Below are 16,231 nucleotides of genomic sequence, written 5' to 3'. Positions count from 1 at the left end.
CTCATCAGCTAGGCGGATGCTAACCTTCATGGCCCTATGCCAGGAGAAAGTAATGCTGAGTAATATGCGTCAGGTTTTGAGTGCGGCTTTGGTTGTGGGGATGAGCGGTGCGGTGTTGGCCGCTGATCGTGACCCTGCCCGTGCTGAAAATAACATGGCAAATTGTGCTGATGGCATCGCAGGTGCAGCAGTGTTGTTGTCCGTTGAAGGCCTTAAAGACAAAGATGGCAATGTGCGTGCCCAGATATACGGCAGCGACCCGGATGAATTCCTTGAGAAGGGCGCCAAGCTTGTCAGGGTGGATGTGCCGGTGACAGGCGAAGCTCAACAATTATGCGTTCCTTTGCCTGCGGCTGGTCGGTATGCGCTGGTCGTGCTGCACGACAGGAATGCCAATGGCAAAGCTGATTTTTTCAGCGAGGGATTTGGCTTTTCCAATAATCCCAAGCTTTCGCTGGCACCGCCCGATGCGGAAGAGGTCATGTTTGAGGCAAAGGCGGGCGTGACTAGAATGTCAGTCACTCTTACCTATATATTTCGGGGCGATGAAGAGCAGAAAGAAAAGCGTCGGCAACTGCGGCGTCGCTAACCTTAATGTTACAAATTTGCTAAAAGAAGCATATGCGGTTATAAGGCACCCCGAAGGCCACTTGGCTGGCACCTGAAAGATTTACTGTCGTCGGCGACTTCGCGGGTCCCGGCGGGTTTTGTATGGAGCACCACGTCTCGTGAATGTGGATCGTGAAAATATCGTATCAGGCACAGTTGTGCCACTTGTGGCTATCATCTCAAATCCGAAGAGCACAACTAACGCTTCCCGTATTGATGCGGTGCGTAAGGTAGTGGACGAAAGCCCGAACGTCGTTCATTACGAACTGGATGGGATTGATTCAATTCCGGACGCTCTACAGCTATTCGCGCGGGCCAATCCTGCCATCCTGGTTGTCAATGGGGGCGATGGTACAATTGGTGCCGTTCTCGCAGCCTTACTGCACAATAATCCTTTCAGCGTGACGCCACCAATAGCATATCTGCCAGGTGGCAAAACGAATATGACGGCTGCCGACCTCGGTTTCAAAGGCCAGCCCGAGAAAGTGCTTAAAAAGCTGATTAGCTTGACAAATGGCGGCAAATTACCCGAGCGGTTGACCCGCAAGCACCTGATTGAAATGGATATCGGCGACGGCAAGCCTGTGCGCGTTGGTATGTTCTTCGGTACGGCGGGTGTCGTGAAGGGGATAGAATGGTGTCGTGAGCATGCTTACAATGCCGGATTACCAAACGGTTTGGCGCATTCTGTTGCCATTATTAAACTGATTTTGTCCGCATTTGGGATTGGCAGAGATAAAACATTGATGGTCTCTGATCCGATGACAATAACGGTCCCGGGCAGTGGCCGCATGGTTGGCCAGTTTTCTGCGGTCATGACCACAACGCTTGATCGGTTGTTGCTTCGTCTGCGCCCCTATGGCCAGGAAGGTCGCGGGGGGTTGCGGTTTTCCGCAGTCGAAGCCGGTGGCAAAAACGTGTTTGCGGCGGTGCGTGGGTTGATATCAGGATCTTACGGTAAGAAGACTATCGATGGTGTACACACTCGTCGCTCTAATGAAATTCGTGTGGAGGGTAGTGACCCTGTAACACTTGACGGTGAAATATATTACCCGGTTCCCGGGAAGCCGATTATACTGAAGGGTGACCGAACTTTGACGTTTGTTTCCTTGAGGTAAGATAAATCATGGTCGTTGACTCGAATAAAGAGATACAAGATTTTATTCTGCAGGAGTGGCGTCGTCAGACTCCCGAAGAGGTAAGTATTGCTGCAGAACGTATCGCCGACCGTTTTAACGGCGCTGTTTGCGGTATCCTGTTTTACGGATCATGTCTGCGCACCGGTGAGATCATTGACAAGGTTCTCGACTTCTATGTGATTGTAGACACCTACAGTTCTGCTTATGATAGCAGGTGGCTGGCGATGGCCAATCAGGTCTTGCCGCCAAACGTCTTTTATCATGAAACCGAGGTGAATGGTGTGACAGTTCGGTCCAAATATGCCGTACTTTCACGTGCAGACTTTGCTTTTCGCGTTAGATCAGAATGCCTGAATGTTTCTGTTTGGGCGCGTTTTTGTCAGCCGTGCCTTCTTATGCTGGCGCGCGATGAAGAAACAAGGCTGAGTATTGCTTCGGATGTTGCACAGGCGGTCAAGACCATGTTGGGTAATTATCTTGATCTCGTGCCCACGGCGAAAGAATCCCGCGATCTCTGGGTCGGTGCGTTTGAACAGACCTACTCGGCTGAGCTAAGAAGCGAGAGAAGCGGTAAGGGGCTTGAAATCTACCTTTTGGATCAGGATCGCTATGATGCGCTGACAGCTCTGGTTGAAGAAGTGCTGAATGTTGTGCCTGATCCGTTCCCGCCGCTCAAGCAGCCGTCTCGTACCGAACGTCTCGCACCACGGATTCGCTGGATGCTGCGCCGTTGGAATGGCAAAATTGTCAGTTTCCTGCGTCTCGTAAAGGCATCCATGACATTTGACGGCGGGATAGATTATCTCGCTTGGAAAATAAAGCGCCATTCAGGTGTGGAGGTCGAGGTAACGGACCGTATGCGGCGCCGACCGGTTCTGTCTGGTATACGCCTTTTCTGGGGCCTGAAGCGCCGCGGTGCCTTCAAATAAAAAAGGCGCCCGATGCGGCGCCTTTTGTCTGAAAAGTTATCGCCCTACGGATTGAGCCCAAGCCCTACTTTTTCTGCTGTACGCGCGAAACGTGCGATGATTTCGTCAACTTGCCCGGTTGTGTGTTGTGCGCAAACGCTGACCCGCATCAGAAATACACCTGATGGGGTCGCTGGCGGCGCAGCCATGTTGGCATAAACGCCTTCAAGTAGTAGCTGTTCCCAGAAGCGGGTCCCGACCATGGGGTCCGGTAGGTGCACAGCGATAATAGGACTTTGAGCCTCAGGCGTGGCAAGATGAAAACCTGCCTTCTTCAGGCCTGCGTGCAGGCGGCGTGCATTCTCCCACAAGTGGGCGCGGCGATTACCGCTGCGTTTAATCGCTTCAATAGACTTTGTCGCAGATGCTACTACGCTGGGCGGCAGGCTTGCGGTGAAGATATAGGGTCGGCTGACAAATCGAAGAACATCAAATTTTGGGTGATTTGAAACGGCAAAGCCGCCGACCGTTCCGACGGATTTGGAAAAGGTGCCGACATAAAAATCAACGAGATGCTCAACACCCAGATGTTCCGCCACGCCGCGACCGTTCTCACCACAGAAGCCCATTGAGTGGGCTTCATCAACTAACGTCATGCAACCGTATTTTTTTGCAACTTCGAGAAGCTCTTTGAGGGGCGCGGAATCTCCAAGCATCGAATAGATACCCTCAACGACAAGAAGCTTCCCGGCGTCTTCTGGCAGGCGCCTCAAGCGGCGCTCCATATTCTCAACGTCGTTATGACGGAAGCGAACGATGGTGGCATTGCCCATTGAGCAGCCGTCGTAAATCGAGGCGTGGCTGTCCGCGTCAATGATGACAAAGTCATCTTTGCCACCGAGCGCCGAGATCATGCCCAAGTTGGCCTGATAACCTGTGGAAAAGACCATGCAGTGTTCCATGCCGTAAAAGTCGGCGATGGTTGCTTCCAGGGCCTTGTGCCCGCCATAAGTGCCATTGAGAACACGAGATCCAGTGGTGCCGGTTCCGAAACGATCAAGTGCGTCCTTAGCTGCTTCGACAGACTCTTCGTGAAAAGTCATGCCCATGTAATTGTTCGTGCCGGCGAGAATGGTGTGCCTGCCGTCAATCACGGCTTCCGTTTCTGAAATGATTTCTTCCATCACGACCTTGAACGGGTCGGCTTTTTCAAACGGTAGCGAGTTACGCAGCGCCACCGTTGAGTCAAATTTGTCGAGAAGGTCCACGGTTGATCAGCCCTTGTTGATAATTTTCTCTACAGCATTGGCGACTTGCGCAATGGTCTCGAGTTCGGGCAACAGATTAAGGGGCAAGACGATGTCAAATTCGTCTTCGATGTCAGCGACAAGATCCATGACGGTAAGTGAGTCAAGTTCCAGATCTGAGGCAAAAGTAACGTCTGGCTTCAGCTCAATGCCCTTCCTGTTAAGTGGGGCAATCAATTCATAAATCTTTTCGATGATTTGCTCGTTAGCCATCCTGTTTGCCTACCTGCGGTTTGGGTTTTGTAAATTTGTTCAACCCCGTCTTATATCGGGGACAGCGCTATCATAAAAGCCCGTTTTTTCGATACCAGCCAATGGTGTCCTCTAAGCCCGCTTTAAGGTCAAATTGCGGCGCCCAGTTTTCGAGCGACGGTCGCCGGGAAGAGCGGGCGGTCCAATCACTGTGACATAGATAACGCGCCGTCGAGAGGGTCAGCATGGCAGGGCGTCTCGACAGTGCGGCCAGTATGCCATTGATGAGTCCGATGAAGCCAAGAATGGGGAAAGGGAGGGGAATAATGAACGGTTTTCTAACTCGGCCACTGGGCAGTGCTGCGGCTATATCACCAAGAGTGTAGCCGCCAGGCTTGCGGTCATCCACTTCGACAATGGCTTTTTCGTTACCTCCATGAGCAAATGCAACGAGTGCCATCGCCATGTCGTGGCCGTGAATCATCGCAAAGCGATTGGTTTTTCTACCTGGCGCGGGCAGGATACCAAAACGTGTTGCGGTCAGAAGTTTCAGAATTTCCTTGTCGCCGGGGCCGTAAATCGCTGGAGGACGCACGATGGTCCAACTGAACGGCCAGTCGCGAGCGCTCAACAACAGCTCGGACGCGGCTTTGCTGGCGCCGTAGTGGCTTAGTTGTGGCTCCCGAGCGGCAAGAGAGGACACATGAATAACACGTGCAATACCCTGATGCTTGGCCGTTGTCAGTACACGTTTTGTGCCGCCCACGTTAACATCGAAGAATATATCGCGCGACAATGCCTTGGTAAGCGCAGCCATGTGAACAAGTATTTGTGCACCCGACATGAGCGTGTTGAGGGCGGCTTCGTCCTCTAGGTCGCCGCGTACCCAGGTCACCCCGTCGCGGTCTGGCTGTTCACGGCGAGTGAGGGCCCTGACAGCGAATCCAGCTTGAAGAAAACATTCGATGCTATGGAGCCCGAGAAATCCGGTGGCGCCCGTTAGCGCGACCGTAGGCTGGTCTGCCAGAAACGGAGATGGTGCTGTCATGTGTCGTGCACCCTAGCTTGCGAGCGCCTGCAGGTTCCCGGATAGATATTGGTTGCGGGCCTTTACGCGGCTCAGTTTACCACTTGACGTGCGCGGCAGAGAGCGAGGAGGTACCAGCTCAATCATACAGTTGATGCCAGTAGATTTCTGAATATGACGCTTTAGGTCTTCGACAAATTTCATGCGGTCTGTTGCCTCTGAAAAGCGACACTGCGCAAGGATCATCGGTACCTCTTCCGCGTTCTCGCCAGGAACAGAGATTGCAGCAACATCACCTGTTTTTACACCGGGAAGTTGCTCGGCGGCCCACTCAATATCTTGAGGCCAGTGATTGCGGCCGTTCACGATGATCATGTCTTTGGCACGACCAACGATGTAGATATTGCCATCTTTCAGGTACCCCATGTCACCAGTGTCGAGCCAGCCTTCAGGACTCAGCACAGCGCGGGTGGTTTCCGGGTCGTTGAAATATTCCCGCATGACGGAAGTGCCGCGAAGGAAAACACGCCCCACTTGCCGCTCGGGCAGGGCGGTATCTTCTTCGTTGCGAATTTCGATGTCATATTCAGGTAAAGGCTTACCACAATTGACAACTTCGCGGATACGCGCGTTTTCGTCCTTACCGTTTACCAGTACATGTTTGTCGCCGGTAAGGGCGGCTTCTTCGATCAGGTCGACCTCAAGACCTACCCCAACGTTGCCAAAACTGACGCCCAAGGTACACTCTGCCAAGCCGTAACTAGGCAGGAACGCCTCCCACTTGAAGCCAATTGGTGCAAAAGTTTCATGGAAATAACGCAGCACATCAGGGCGGATCATTTCGGCGCCGCAGCCAGCAACCCGGACGCTTGATAAATCAAGATCTTCCAGCGCGCTTGAGCGTAATGCGGCGCGGCGTGCGCAGATGTCGAAGCCAAAAGTGGGGCTGTAAGTGATGGTGCCCTTATTGCGGGAAATAACTCTCAACCAGCTCAGAGGGCGCCGGGCGAATTCCTCGGTCGGTATAAAATCAACAGATATTTGACATGTGATGGTTGTCAGTAGCGTGCCGACGAGCCCCATATCGTGGTAGAATGGTAACCAGGAAACACAGCGATCATTCTCACCAACCTTGACGCCGTAATACGCCATGCCGTGTGTGTTTGCGAGTAGGGAGCGGTGCGTGACGGACACGCCGTGAGGAAACCGGGTGCTGCCTGAGCTGTATTGCAAATAAGCAAGGTCGTCAGATGAGGGAAGGCGTAAACTGTCGCCTGCCTTCTGAGCCATGTAATCATCATAGGCCCCGGAAAAGCGCAGTTCCATACCTTGGGTGGCGTCATCAATGATTTCTGTCATGAATTCTGGCGCCATCAGGCCGTTGGCATCACAGCTTTGCATTTGCATTCTAAGTTGGGAGACATAGCCGTCCTTGCCGCCAAAACTGGTTGGCAAAGGCAAGGGCACCGGCAGTACGCTCGCGTACTGGCAGCCAACAAAAAAGGCGACAAAATTGGCGCTGGTTTCAGCGATGAGCGCTATACGGTCGCCAGCCTGAAAACCCATGGCCACAAGCTTACGCCCAATGAGTTCGGCCCGATCGCGCACGTCTGCCCAAGTCACAGATTCGGTCAAGTCACCGCGGGCATTATAGAAATTAGCCCCACGCACCCCCTTGGCTGCATACTCTATCGCTTCAACAAGCGTATCAAAATCCGCAAACCGCCGCTCGAGCGTGGGATCTTGTGTAGGTGTCTCTACCTTCATACCGTTGGCTTCAACCATAATTGTGCCGGCATACTTTAGCCGGACCCTACAAAAACAACAATAGCAAGCCTTGGAAAGCCCGAGGCTATGGCTAAACTTCAAACTGGCACAGTAAACCTGAGGTCAAAAAACTCTTGCTTTCGACCAGCTTTACCTTGTTCACTCACGAACGGTCGCGTGCCTGGATATTAGGGCTGAATTACATTCTGTATGCGGGCTGCGCAAGTTAATTCTGGCCTAAATCGTACGCGGCAGGGCTGGATAGGGTAGGATTACGGCTAAAAAATGACAAGCGATCGCGAGGAGGAACTGTGCACGATACGAGTTTTGGCAGCGACCGCCTAAGCAGTGTGAGAGCGGATACATCGGCGGTTTTGAAGCGATTACACTTGGATAATTGTGGCTCATCATTGATGCCGAAACCCGTAACTGACGCGATAAAACGGCATTTGCTACTTGAGGAAAATGTTGGTGGTTATGTTGCGCACGAGCAACAGTCCACTGAGCATGAGCGTGTTTATCAATCACTTTCGCAGCTTTTAGGCGGCACGCCAACCAACTATGCGCTGACAAGCAGTGCCGTGGACGCCTGGAACAAGGCCTTCTATAGTGTGCCGTTTCAGGCTGGCGATAATCTGATCACAGCTTTTAACGAATATTGCAGCAACTTTGTCGCCTTTTTGCACCAGGCAAAGCGGCGTGGTGTTGATATCCGTGTAGCGAACCCCGCTGCAGATGGCACCCTTGACCTGAAGCACATGGAAAGCCTTGTCGACAAGCGAACGCGTCTGATAGCCGTCGCGCAGGTCCCGTCTTCAAGTGGGCAAATTAATCCGGTGGCCGACGTGGGGCGCATAGCGCGGGCCCATGATGTATTATACCTTCTCGACGCCTGTCAGGCCGTGGGGCAGTTACCTGTGAATGTCGAAACTATAGGGTGCGACATGCTGACGGGAACTTCGCGCAAGTTTATGCGCGGCCCGCGCGGCGTTGGCTTCCTTTATGTCAGTGAGAGGGGTTTGGCGCGACTTGAACCAGCCATGGTGACTAATCAATCGGCCGCTTGGGTTGCAAGTGACCGATTTGAGTTGCGCGAAGATGCGCGAATGTTCGAGGACTGGGAGCGCAGCGTCGGTAACCAGCTCGGTTTTGGTGCCGCAATCGATTATTTGCTGAAATTGGGCCCGGCGGAGGTGTTCGAACGCACGCAGGCAGTGGCGCAGTATCTGCGCAGCAAGCTATACGCTGTGAAAAACATAGTGCCTACCTGTCCGGCCTCGGCATCTGCTGCGATTGTCACTTTCAATAAAAAGGGTATACAGGCTGCAGAAGTAAAGAGACGGCTGGAGAGCCTTGGTATTACTGTACAAGTGGCGAGCGTGGTGCATACGCGTCTGGACCTTGAAACGCGTGGCATTGAGACCACAGTCAGGGTTTCACCCCACTACTATAATACTAAAGAAGAGATTGACCGCTTTGTCGCGGTAGTCGAGGCCCTGGCCGTATGAAAAAAGCTCATGCTGAGAGCCGCAGGCCAAAAAAAGTCAGCGCCGCCTACCTCGAACGTGCTGCGCTTCATTATCTTGGGCGTTTTTCCAGTTCCGAGGAGAATTTGCGCAAGGTGTTGGGCCGCAAGGTGCGCCGCCGTAACGAAGAGGGTGATCCACCAACTGATGAGCAGGTTGGCTGGATCGAGGATGTTGTGCGAAAGTGCGTGAGCTATGGTTATGTGAACGATGAGGTCTACGCCCGCCAACGTGCGGAAAGTCTGCTGAGAAAAGGCAAACCATCTAGGCAGATATTGCAGGACCTGATGTACAAGGGGGTTAATGAGGAGGTGGCTGCGGCGAGTGTGGGGAACCTTGTCGAGGATGACCGCGATCTCAAGGCTGATGAAATTGCTGCAGCCGCCTACGTTCGGCGGCGCCGGTTCGGGCCATACAGACGGCATGACCGCAAGGTCGATGACAGAGTCGAAAAGGAATTGGCTTCAATGATGCGAGCGGGTTTTTCATACTCTTTGGCCAAGCGCACACTCGAGTCCAGCCTTGAAGAACTTGACGACATACAGCCCTAATTGTCTTCTATGCCGAATTGCTCCATGGTTGCGGGTGTATCCAGGTCAATCAGAATGCCAGGGTCGGAGACAGGGACCTCACAAACAAGGTCTGCGTAGGCATGAATAATGTCCCGGCCTCCTTTGTCGCCGGTAATCTTCAAAAGTTCGCGAAATAGAGAGCGATGCCACAGGACAGGGTGCCCGCGTTTACGATTGAAGGTGGGAATGAAAATGCGTGCTTCGCTTATTCTTGCCGCAGTATCGGCGAGCGCTGTGATGGTATCAGCCCGGATAAAGGGCATATCTCCCAGACAGATGAGGCTGAAGGCCGCATGCGGTTCGACCATCTCCAGGCCGAGCCGAAGACTGGATGCCATTCCGTCATTATAATCGGGGTTATGTATAATGCTGGTAGTGTGTCCGCTGAGTGACCTTTCAACCTTCTCATGGTCATGACCTGTGACCACCACTGGGGGAGAGGCAGTCGCCGCGCCTATAGTTGAAACCGTCTGTGTGATCACTGACTTGCCATTCAGCGTTCGTAACAGTTTGTTGGTGCCGCGTGACCGGCTTGATCGACCTGCTGCGAGAATAATGGCTTGAATATCTGTTTTGTTTGCTGTGCGAGGTGATCTCGGTTCAGGCCGGAGCGCTGTTTCTTTTAAAAGGCCGCCAACCCCCATCCCGCGTATGACCTTGGCATCAAGGGGCAGGCGTGCACTAAAACGTTCCAGTACCCAGTCGAGTCCGTTGAGGGCCGGTGACCGCGCGCATCCGGGCAGGCCAAGTACGAGTTTTCCTGCAAGGCGGCCGAGCATCAGTAAATTGCCGGGGTCTACAGGCATGCCGAGTTGGCTCACTTCTCCGCCAGCCTTGACAAGAGCGGCGGGTAACACATCCTGTCGGTCGCTAATTGCGGAGACGCCCATTAGCAGGATTATGTCGCCATCTAGCGATGCCATGCCCAGAAGGGCATCACTAACAGCGCCGGTGGTGTGGGCACACTGAAGGTAACTTTCAAGGGTGCCCTTCACTCTGTTGATACGGCGTTCGGTCAACCGCCTTACTTTGTCTGGAAGTTCCTGCCCGCTAACAAGGAAGCGTGCCTTGAAGGGCTGAAACGGTGCGACCTCTATTCGGGCTTGGTTCTCTGTGGCTGCAGCAAGCTGTGCAGGGGTAACAGCATAAGGAATCACCTTAGCTGTCGCAACCAGTTGCCCCTTATAGACAGGACTAAAGCTTGGGAGCGTAGCGACGGTCAATGCTTCATCGGTTTGATTCAGCGAATTAAGAGCATCATTGGCCAGTAATAGTCCGTCCTCTTCAGCATGCAGGTTGCACCGTCCCTTATGGGCGTGGCCTAGTCGGACGTTTCCCCCTTTAATGTGTGTCGCTATGTGATGGGCGGCAACATCTTCCAAAATATCATTCTCATCCAGGCAAAACACGTGCACGGCCTCGACGTTATGTTTGCGCAACAGGTCTGCATAATCTGCATCCAGCTTTGTGCCTTTGGCCAGCCGTGTCCGGCCCGCCAAAATGCTATGGGCCAGCCTCCAGCCGGTGGCATCTATTGGCTGGCGTTCTTCAAACCGCATTGTAGGCCGCTCCGGTCCGTTGGGATTGAATGATCTGGGATAGAATCGAAACTGCTATTTCTGCCGGGGTTTTTGAGCCGATATTAAGGCCGACCGGGCCATGAATGCGCTCAAGAACCTTTTCATCGACCCCGCGCGCCTGAAGCCGTGCCAAACGCTCAGCATGTGTTTTTTTGCTGCCAAGGCAGCCGATGTAAAAAGCTTTACTGCCAAGCGCCGGCATGAGGGCGGTGTCATCAAGTTTGGGGTCGTGCGTCAGCGTAACGACCGCAGTAGTACTGTCAGGTGGCGTGCGGATGAAATACTCGTCTGGCCAATCGGTTATCACCAAAGCATCCGCAAAACAGCGCGCTTCAGTAAAAGCGCTTCGGGGATCGACGACGGTTACATCAAACCCGCATTGGGCGGCCATAGAGGCAAGGGCCTGAGCGATATGAACCGCTCCTATAATATCCAGGCGAGGTTTCGGACGCACTGGCAACCTTAGCGCATAGTGGGAATCAGCCAGTTCGGCTATTTCTCGTCTCTCGAAATGGGCGGCCTGCCCTGTATGGTGGAGCGACAGAACACCCTGCTGACGATCCGCAATAGTTGCCATTGTCGCGGAGATGGCGTGCAAACTGTCCGGGCCGAGAGGGAAGAGCGAGATATGAATTGTGCCGCCGCACGCCAGGCCAACAGCAAACGCATTATCGTTGGAAACCGCATAGGTCAGGCGTTTGCTGCTTCCCTGACCGATAATGGATGTTGCTTCGGCGATAACACTGCCTTCCACGCACCCACCCGATACAGAGCCTTCGAAACTGCCGTCGGATCGGACAAGCATCATACTGCCTGCCTGCCGGGGTGCGGACCCCCATGTTGCCGTCACGACAGCAACAGCAGCAGTCCGCCCGGCGCCAAGCTCTTCCATGAGGAGATATAGGATATCAATCATGCGCTTAATCCTTGCTCGCTGCCAGTTTGTTTTAAAAGCGGTAACGGGCGCGCCACATAGTTACAAGCCGTGACCGTTTGCTCACAAGCTGCTTTTGCCGACTTTGGCTTGATTTGACCTCCAGCCACCTTTAAAAGCAAGCAAAGTAAAAGTACATGCCTGAGCATGGGGCTAATTAGTCAAAAGGGATATATTATGGCGTCGCTTTTTGCGAATCCGGCAGGAAGAAATTTCCTGGGGAACTCCGCCGAGTGGTATAAACTTACCATTCTGGCCTTTCTTATCATCAACCCAATCCTGTTTTATATGGTAAATCCGTACGTTGCAGGTTGGGCGCTCGTGATTGAGTTTATTTTTACGCTCGCCATGGCGCTTAAATGTTACCCGTTGCAGCCTGGAGGTTTGCTCGCGTTTGAAGCGATCGCAATTGGCATGACATCGCCCGCAACATTGCAGCACGAAATCGAAGCGAACCTTGAGGTTATCCTGCTTCTGGTATTCATGGTTGCGGGCATCTATTTCATGAAGAACATGCTTTTGTTCGTGTTCACCAAGATTCTGGTGAAAGTGCGTAACAAGGTCATGCTTTCCCTGATTTTCTGTTTTATGGCGGCGTTTCTTTCTGCCTTTCTTGATGCCTTGACAGTGACGGCAGTTGTTATTGCGATTTCTGTTGGTTTTTATTCCATCTACCACAAGGTGGCATCGGGCAAAGAATTCCATCATGATCACGATCACATGCACGACGGTGAACTTGATAAGCTGAATGAGCAAGACCTTGAGGGTTTTCGCGCATTTCTCCGCAGCCTGATGATGCACGCCGCAGTGGGTACCGCACTCGGCGGTGTCATGACGCTGGTCGGCGAGCCGCAAAATATTCTGATCGGCACACAGGCCAACTGGCAGTTTGTCGAGTTTTTCTGGCGTATGCTGCCGGTAACGGCGCCTGTGCTGGTCGCAGGTTTGGCTACATGCGTTGCACTTGAGATAACCGGCATATTGGGTTACGGCGCAAAAGTGCCACCTAAGGTTCTTGCCATTATTGTGGATTATGACGCCTATACCAGCGAACGTCGCACCTCACGTGACAAGGCGGCGCTGGTTGTTCAGGGTATCGTTGCGCTTTGGCTTATTGTGGCTCTCTTGTTCCACTTTGCTGCAGTTGGCGTTATCGGTCTTTCCGTGATTGTTTTGGCCAGTGCGTTCACTGGCATAACCGAAGAGCATCAAATCGGTCACGCGTTTGAGGAGGCTTTGCCCTTTACCGCACTCTTGGTCGTTTTCTTTGCGATCGTGGGCGTTATTGCGGACAATGGCCTTTTTGCGCCTGTTACAAACTTCGTACTTGGTCTAGATGGTCACGGACAGATCACGGCGCTCTATATCGCCAATGGTGTACTCTCCGCGATTTCGGATAACGTATTCGTGGCCACGGTTTATGTCAGTGAGATGGCTAAAGCACTTTCAGCAGATGTGATCAGCCGGGATACATTCGATCTGATGGCTGTCGCGATCAATACAGGTACCAATATTCCGAGTGTGGCAACACCTAATGGGCAGGCTGCATTCCTCTTCCTGTTGACGAGCGCGCTGGCGCCGCTCATCCGCCTTTCCTATATGACCATGGTAAAGATGGCGCTGCCATATACGATTGTGATGTCTATTGTAGGGTATTTCGGGGTCTCTTATTTGCTGGAGCCAATGACGGAAAAGTTGTATGAAAACCACTATATTGAGCATCACCACGAGAAGGTTGGTGAATTGAATAGCGCGGGGAAGCACTGAAAATAGCCCGCTAAACAATAGCTTGACCAAGGGCGCCCGTGACAAAACAGTTGCGGGCGCCTTTTTTTATGACTAGCATTATACAAATTTTACTATTGTTCTGAGCTAGTGCGTGAAATTCCTAAGGGGGGAATAGTATGGACGGCCGTAGTACGATCTGTTCTGAGGAACGGCCCGATGAAGTTGGCCAGCATGTTACTGGCAGGGTCAAGTGGTTTGACGCAGTCAAGGGATATGGGTTCATTGTTCCGGATGACGATGACGGTGATGTGCTTCTGCATTTCTCGGTTTTGCGTAACGTTGGCCGTCGCTCCGTGCCTGAAGGCACGACAGTAATTTGTGAAGCCGTACACCGTGACAAGGGCCGTCAAGCTGTATGCGTGCAATCGCTGGACCTGTCCACGGCCGTCGCACCTGAAGACCTTGGCCGCTCCTCTTTCTCGCACCCTGGAATGGAAATTGATGTTTCGCCCGAGTTCGAGGACGTGGTCGTGAAGTGGTTCAACAGAACAAAGGGATATGGCTTTGTCTCGCGCGGCGAAGGCACTCAGGATATTTTTGTACATATCGAGACATTGCGCCGGGCAGGCCTGACCGACCTTGAACCTGCACAAGAAGTACGTGTTCGTATCGGAACTGGTGAGCGCGGCCCGCTTGTCGCGCAAATTGCCTTGCCGGGTGATGCCTAAGGATACGCCCATACTTTCCGATGATCATAAGCCTGAAAGGTCCATATGTATGTCGGTAGCACGCATGGTTCTCAGCTTGGTGCTTCTCTGTCTCTATACACTTCCAACGTTTGCAGACGCGCTCCCTGATGACCGGCTCGCTGTTGTTGAAACGCCGACAGGTAGGCACGAATTTACTGTCGAGCTCGCGCTGGACGATCAGCAGCGCGCACACGGTTTGATGTATAGGGAAACACTGGCGCCGGACCGGGGCATGTTATTCGTTTTTGATGAATCGGCACCGAGATCTTTCTGGATGCGCAACACCTATATCCCGTTGGACATTATCTTTATTCGTTCAGATGGCAGGATATTGAATATTGTTCGGAAGGCCCGTCCAAGAACCGACACGCCACGCCAGTCTGTCGGGGCCGCAGTGGCGGTTCTGGAGATCGCAGGCGGTCGCGCAGCAGAACTTGGGATTATTGCCGGCCACTATGTGCGCCACCCGTTGATTGATCGCTGGCAACAGCCCCAATGAGGCCGATGCGATGACCCTCGCCCCGAGAAGGGCGAGCCCTGCAATGATCGCTGCGGCCAAACCGCCATCAGGCTTTGAGCCCATTCTGTCGAATAGCCCCTTCGGTTGGGAAAATGGCCCGATATTCGAACGCATAGTTGCGGGCAATAAAGAACGTGGTCTGCGTATTGCTGAACGGCACATCAACGCTGGCGGCGCATGCCATGGCGGTATGATCATGACCTTTGCTGATATCCTGCTGGCAACCGCCGTGTTTGACATTGTGTCGCCTCCTTTTGTGACAGTGCGAATGACAACAGACTTCATCGGCCCGGCTTTTAAGGGCGAGTGGCTTGTCGGGGCAGCGCAAGCCAAGCTTGCAGGAGAGGGTATGGTTGCGGTAAGGGGTGACATGAGGGTAGATGAACGTGTCGTCGCTGTGGCTAGCGGGCTTTTCAAGGCCGTGCGCAACCGGTAACGTCGCCCCTCGTTTAAAGGCAGGAACCTCATGGCTCATCAGAAAATATATCAAGACTTTCTCGGCGTATGGGAGCTGGAGCCTGATACGTGCATATATCAGCAAAGTGAACCGCCCCGGGCAGGACATTATATAATAAGCGAAGTTCGGGAGGGGCTGAACTTCCAGATGAGCTGGACTGATGCTTCGGGTGAGGAACAGACTCACAGTTTCACCGGTGTGCCGGACGGGGATGCCCGACCATTTGCCGGGGGGGAGCTGGCTGACTCTTTATCCGTGTCTGCACCCAGTGTAACGGAACTTAACACCGCGGCGTACTTCAAAGATAGGGAGCTGATGTCGGTGAAACGTGTTCTGCTGCCTGGTGGTACCCATATGGAAGTGTTGCAGGCTGTGCATCTGCCTGATGGAACTACCCCCACCAATATTGCTCGTTATTGTCGACGACTGCACTCGTGATCAGATCCAAAATGGAACAGTGAAATTTTTTTCATTTTTCTGCTTGCATTCACACGGGCGCAACATTAGAAAGCGCGGGCGTCGGGGAGTGGCGCAGCCTGGTAGCGCACCTGTTTTGGGTACAGGGGGCCGGAGGTTCGAATCCTCTCTCCCCGACCACTTAACCGCTAAGTGGTTCAGAAGACGGTCCGGCCTTATGGTCGGGCCGCTTTTTTTGTGGCCGGTTAGATGCATGGAGCCGTTTTTCTGTGTTCACATTCCGGCAAGTTTGGGATAGGGTGCGCTTCCGTTTGGCAGACTAGCGTGTCCACCATATAGGCAATTTTAAACAGCCGTAACTGGTAGTGTACTGCTACCCGAGATACAGGCGAAGTTTGGAAGGATAGAAGCCCGTGAAAGCGCGCATTTATCAACCCGTAAAAAACGCGATGCAGTCAGGAACTGCCAATACCCAAAAATGGGTGCTGGAGTTTGAACCTGAACTCGCGAAATTTATTGATCCCCTGATGGGGTGGACCGGCTCACGCGATATGCGGGGGCAGGTGCGCATTAAGTTTGAAAGCCAGCAGGAAGCTGAAGCTTATGCTCAACGCAATAGCTTGCCTTTCGAAGTGCTGCCAACGCATAAGAAAAAGCGCCATATTCAAGCGTACGCAGATAACTTTAAGTGACGATGGAAAACCCTGCCCTTACCATTGCGGTCCCGTAGCTCAACTGGATAGAGCAGCTGACTTCTAATCAGCAGGTTCGGGGTTCGAGTCCTCGCGGGATCGCCATT

Annotated in this window: 17 protein-coding genes and 2 tRNA genes; 13 read left to right on the top strand and 6 right to left on the bottom strand. The window is 53.0% G+C overall.

What is annotated here, in order from left to right; genetic code table 11:
- The first annotated feature begins 52 nt into the window (after positions 1-52).
- The 3 genes from ACN0VM_RS10415 (at position 53) to ACN0VM_RS10405 (ending at position 2,677) form a co-directional block, all read left to right on the top strand.
- Complete coding sequence (locus ACN0VM_RS10415) at positions 53-589, top strand: DUF2141 domain-containing protein (RefSeq protein WP_417450817.1); 537 nt, start codon at positions 53-55, stop codon at positions 587-589.
- Between the two features lie 139 nt (positions 590-728).
- Entirely contained in the window at positions 729-1,727 is a 999-nt protein-coding gene (locus tag ACN0VM_RS10410) for a diacylglycerol/lipid kinase family protein (protein WP_417450816.1), read from the top strand.
- A gap of 8 nt (positions 1,728-1,735) precedes the next feature.
- Positions 1,736-2,677, top strand: a complete 942-nt coding sequence (locus tag ACN0VM_RS10405) for a hypothetical protein (protein WP_417450815.1) — start codon at positions 1,736-1,738, stop codon at positions 2,675-2,677.
- Between the two features lie 44 nt (positions 2,678-2,721).
- Here the strand turns inward: ACN0VM_RS10405 and spt are convergent, their stop codons facing one another.
- From spt to ACN0VM_RS10385, 4 genes are all read right to left on the bottom strand, one after another.
- Entirely contained in the window at positions 2,722-3,924 is a 1,203-nt protein-coding gene (gene spt / locus ACN0VM_RS10400; RefSeq protein ID WP_417450814.1) for a serine palmitoyltransferase, read from the bottom strand.
- 6 nt (positions 3,925-3,930) lie between these two features.
- Positions 3,931-4,176: an acyl carrier protein gene (locus tag ACN0VM_RS10395; protein WP_417450813.1), complete on the bottom strand. Its 246-nt coding sequence runs from the start codon at positions 4,174-4,176 to the stop codon at positions 3,931-3,933.
- Positions 4,177-4,246: 70 nt separating this feature from the next.
- Complete coding sequence (locus ACN0VM_RS10390) at positions 4,247-5,203, bottom strand: NAD-dependent epimerase/dehydratase family protein (RefSeq protein ID WP_417450812.1); 957 nt, start codon at positions 5,201-5,203, stop codon at positions 4,247-4,249.
- 12 nt (positions 5,204-5,215) lie between these two features.
- Positions 5,216-6,949, bottom strand: coding sequence for a fatty acyl-AMP ligase (locus tag ACN0VM_RS10385; protein ID WP_417450811.1), 1,734 nt, complete (start codon positions 6,947-6,949; stop codon positions 5,216-5,218).
- A gap of 311 nt (positions 6,950-7,260) precedes the next feature.
- Between ACN0VM_RS10385 and ACN0VM_RS10380 the strand changes: the two genes are divergently transcribed.
- Together ACN0VM_RS10380 and ACN0VM_RS10375 are read left to right on the top strand one after the other, a co-directional pair.
- A complete protein-coding gene (locus ACN0VM_RS10380; RefSeq protein ID WP_417450810.1) occupies positions 7,261-8,457 on the top strand; it encodes an aminotransferase class V-fold PLP-dependent enzyme in 1,197 nt (398 codons plus the stop codon).
- Positions 8,454-9,026 (top strand): regulatory protein RecX, encoded by a 573-nt coding sequence (locus tag ACN0VM_RS10375; protein ID WP_417450809.1) that lies wholly within the window; start codon positions 8,454-8,456, stop codon positions 9,024-9,026. Before ACN0VM_RS10380 ends, ACN0VM_RS10375 begins: the two co-directional genes overlap by 4 nt.
- Here ACN0VM_RS10375 and ACN0VM_RS10370 read toward each other — a convergent pair.
- Together ACN0VM_RS10370 and ACN0VM_RS10365 are read right to left on the bottom strand one after the other, a co-directional pair.
- Positions 9,023-10,606, bottom strand: a complete 1,584-nt coding sequence (locus ACN0VM_RS10370; RefSeq protein WP_417450808.1) for an NTP transferase domain-containing protein — start codon at positions 10,604-10,606, stop codon at positions 9,023-9,025. The two genes, ACN0VM_RS10375 and ACN0VM_RS10370, sit on opposite strands and share 4 nt — an antisense overlap.
- Positions 10,596-11,543 (bottom strand): XdhC family protein, encoded by a 948-nt coding sequence (locus ACN0VM_RS10365; protein WP_417450807.1) that lies wholly within the window; start codon positions 11,541-11,543, stop codon positions 10,596-10,598. Before ACN0VM_RS10365 ends, ACN0VM_RS10370 begins: the two co-directional genes overlap by 11 nt.
- Before the next feature lie 195 nt (positions 11,544-11,738).
- On the opposite strand from ACN0VM_RS10365, the gene nhaB reads away from it, so the two are divergent.
- The 8 genes from nhaB (at position 11,739) to ACN0VM_RS10325 (ending at position 16,229) form a co-directional block, all read left to right on the top strand.
- The gene (gene nhaB, locus ACN0VM_RS10360; RefSeq protein ID WP_417450806.1) at positions 11,739-13,328 is read left to right on the top strand and encodes a sodium/proton antiporter NhaB; all 1,590 of its coding nucleotides are present in this window, start codon (positions 11,739-11,741) and stop codon (positions 13,326-13,328) included.
- 137 nt (positions 13,329-13,465) lie between these two features.
- On the top strand, positions 13,466-14,017 hold the full coding sequence (locus ACN0VM_RS10355) for a cold-shock protein (protein WP_417450805.1): 552 nt from the start codon (positions 13,466-13,468) through the stop codon (positions 14,015-14,017).
- Positions 14,018-14,066: 49 nt separating this feature from the next.
- On the top strand, positions 14,067-14,537 hold the full coding sequence (locus ACN0VM_RS10350; protein WP_417450804.1) for a DUF192 domain-containing protein: 471 nt from the start codon (positions 14,067-14,069) through the stop codon (positions 14,535-14,537).
- Between the two features lie 43 nt (positions 14,538-14,580).
- Positions 14,581-14,994 (top strand): PaaI family thioesterase, encoded by a 414-nt coding sequence (locus ACN0VM_RS10345; RefSeq protein WP_417450803.1) that lies wholly within the window; start codon positions 14,581-14,583, stop codon positions 14,992-14,994.
- 168 nt (positions 14,995-15,162) lie between these two features.
- Positions 15,163-15,453 carry a hypothetical protein gene (locus ACN0VM_RS10340; protein WP_417450802.1) on the top strand — a complete coding sequence of 97 codons (291 nt, stop codon included), beginning with the start codon at positions 15,163-15,165 and terminating at the stop codon, positions 15,451-15,453.
- An 82-nt stretch (positions 15,454-15,535) separates the two neighbouring features.
- Positions 15,536-15,612, top strand: a tRNA-Pro gene (locus tag ACN0VM_RS10335).
- A gap of 233 nt (positions 15,613-15,845) precedes the next feature.
- Positions 15,846-16,124, top strand: coding sequence for an ETC complex I subunit (locus ACN0VM_RS10330; RefSeq protein ID WP_417450801.1), 279 nt, complete (start codon positions 15,846-15,848; stop codon positions 16,122-16,124).
- Positions 16,125-16,152: 28 nt separating this feature from the next.
- Positions 16,153-16,229, top strand: a tRNA-Arg gene (locus ACN0VM_RS10325).
- Positions 16,230-16,231 lie beyond the last annotated feature (2 nt).

This window comes from Kordiimonas sp. (genome assembly GCF_048260245.1).
In the GTDB taxonomy this organism is placed as follows: Bacteria; Pseudomonadota; Alphaproteobacteria; order Sphingomonadales; family Kordiimonadaceae; genus Kordiimonas.
Note: the sequence above shows the minus strand (reverse complement) of the source record. Positions and strands in the feature narration are given on the sequence as shown.